The organism is Kitasatospora sp. NPDC058046 (assembly GCF_042885595.1).
GTDB lineage: Bacteria > Actinomycetota > Actinomycetes > Streptomycetales > Streptomycetaceae > Kitasatospora.
In genome coordinates, this window is record NZ_JBHVRS010000029.1 from 105,671 (window position 1) to 107,583 (window position 1,913).

The 1,913-nt window shown below is 77.7% G+C and carries 1 protein-coding gene; it reads left to right on the forward strand.

Annotated elements, in window-relative coordinates; all coding sequences use genetic code 11:
- The coding region (locus ACFVU7_RS39245; protein ID WP_388050883.1) for a tetratricopeptide repeat protein at positions 1-1,913 on the forward strand (1,913 nt) is incomplete at both ends.

Consider the following 1,913-nt stretch of genomic DNA (forward strand, 5'->3'; position numbering starts at 1 on the left):
CTCGGACGCCACCTGGTCGGCCCCGGGGGGCCGGGCGGCCGTGCCCCGGCCCCCGGGGCCATCGCGCTCGTCACCGGTGCCCCCGGGGCCGGCAAGTCGGCCCTGGCGCTGCGCTGGGCCCACCGGACCCGGGACCGCTTCCCCGACGGCCAGCTCTTCACCGACCTGCACGGCTGGTCGTCCACCGGCCCGCAGCACCCCCACGCCGTCCTGGGCTCCTTCCTGCGCGCCCTGGGCGTGCCGGCCGAGGACGTCCCCGCCCGGCTCGACGAGACGGCGGCGCTCTACCGGTCCACGCTGGCCGGCCGGCGGGTCCTGATCGTCCTGGACAACGCCCTGGACGCCGCGCAGGTCCGTCCGCTGCTGCCCGGCGCCGGGGGCTGCGCGGTCCTCGTGACCAGCCGTGAGCGGCTCACCGGCCTCGTCGTACGGGAGGGCGCCCAGCGGATCGAGCTGGCGGAGTTCAGCCCGGACGAGGGCCGCGCCCTGGTGCGCCGGGTGCTCGGGGCCGAACGCGTCGAGGCCCGGGAGCAGGCCGTCGCCCGGCTGCTCGACGCCTGCGGCCACCTCCCGCTGGCCGTCGCGCTCGCCGCCGCCCGGCTGCGCGACCGCCCGCACCACGACCTCACGGACTTCGCCGCCGAACTCGCCGGCAACCGGCTCGACGTCCTCAGCGCGGACGGCGACGACCGGTCCGCCTGCCTGCGCACGGCCTTCTCCTTCTCCTACCGCGCGCTCGACGGGCCCGCCCGGCGCCTGCTGGGGCTGCTCGCGGCGAGCCCCGCCGTCGACCTGTCGGCGCCGGTCGCCGAGGTGCTCGGCGGCCTGGAGCGCGGGAGCGGCGCGCGGATCCTGCGCCGGCTGGCCGACGTCCACCTCCTCACCGAGCACTCCGCCGACACCTACCGCTTCCACGACCTGCTGCGCCTGTTCGCCGCCGAGCAGGGCACGCGGCAGGAGAGCCGACGCTCCCGCCGCCTCTGCCTGGAGCGCTGGTACGCGTGGTGCCTCCACCACGCCTGTGCCGCCACCCGGACGCTGGTGCCGGGGCGGCCCCACGTGGCGCTGCCACCGCCGCCCCGGGGCCTGGGCACCGTCACCTTCGCCGACCCCGCCCAGGCGCTGCGGTGGTGCGACGAGCAGCGGGCCAACCTCCTGGCCACCGCCGCCCACGCCTTCGAGCACGGGGACGACGACGTCGCCTGGAAGCTCCCCTCGCTGCTGTGGCCCTACCTGCACCGGACCGGGCCGCACGCGGAACGACTGGCCGTGAGCCGGACCGCGGTGGCCGCCGCCCGCCGGCTCGACGACCCGCTCGCCCTGGGCCTCAGCCTGAACGACCAGGGGCACGCCTGGGGCTCCGCGGGCGACCTGCCGCAGGCCCGCCGGCACTACGAGCAGGCCCTGGAACTCGTCCGCGCGGCCGGCGACCGGGCCGTCGAGGCACTGGTGCTGGCCAGCCTGGGGGTCTCGCACTTCAACTGCGCGGACTACGCCGGGGCGGCCGACCACTTCGAACGCGCCCTGCGCCTGCTGGCCGCGGACGGTCCGGGCGCCGCCCGGTGGACGGTCCTGCTGTGCGAGACCAACCTCGCCAGCAGCCTCCTGATGCTCGGCCGGTCCGAGGAGGCGCAGGCCCTGGCCGAGCGGCTGCTCGCACCGGAGATCCGCCGGCTCGGCGGCGTCCCGGAGTGCAGCCTCCTGAACGTCGTCGGCATGGCCCGCTATGCCGCCGGCCGCCCCGAGGAGGCGCTGGTCCACCTGGAGCGCTCGCTGGCCGTCGGCCGGACCATCACCGGGTACGTCGACCAGCGCGCCAACTCCCTGACCGCCCTGGCCGCCGCCCAGCAGGCGCTCGGCCGCGGCGCCGACGCCCTGCGCTCCTGGGAGGAGGCCCTCGCCATCTACCGCGA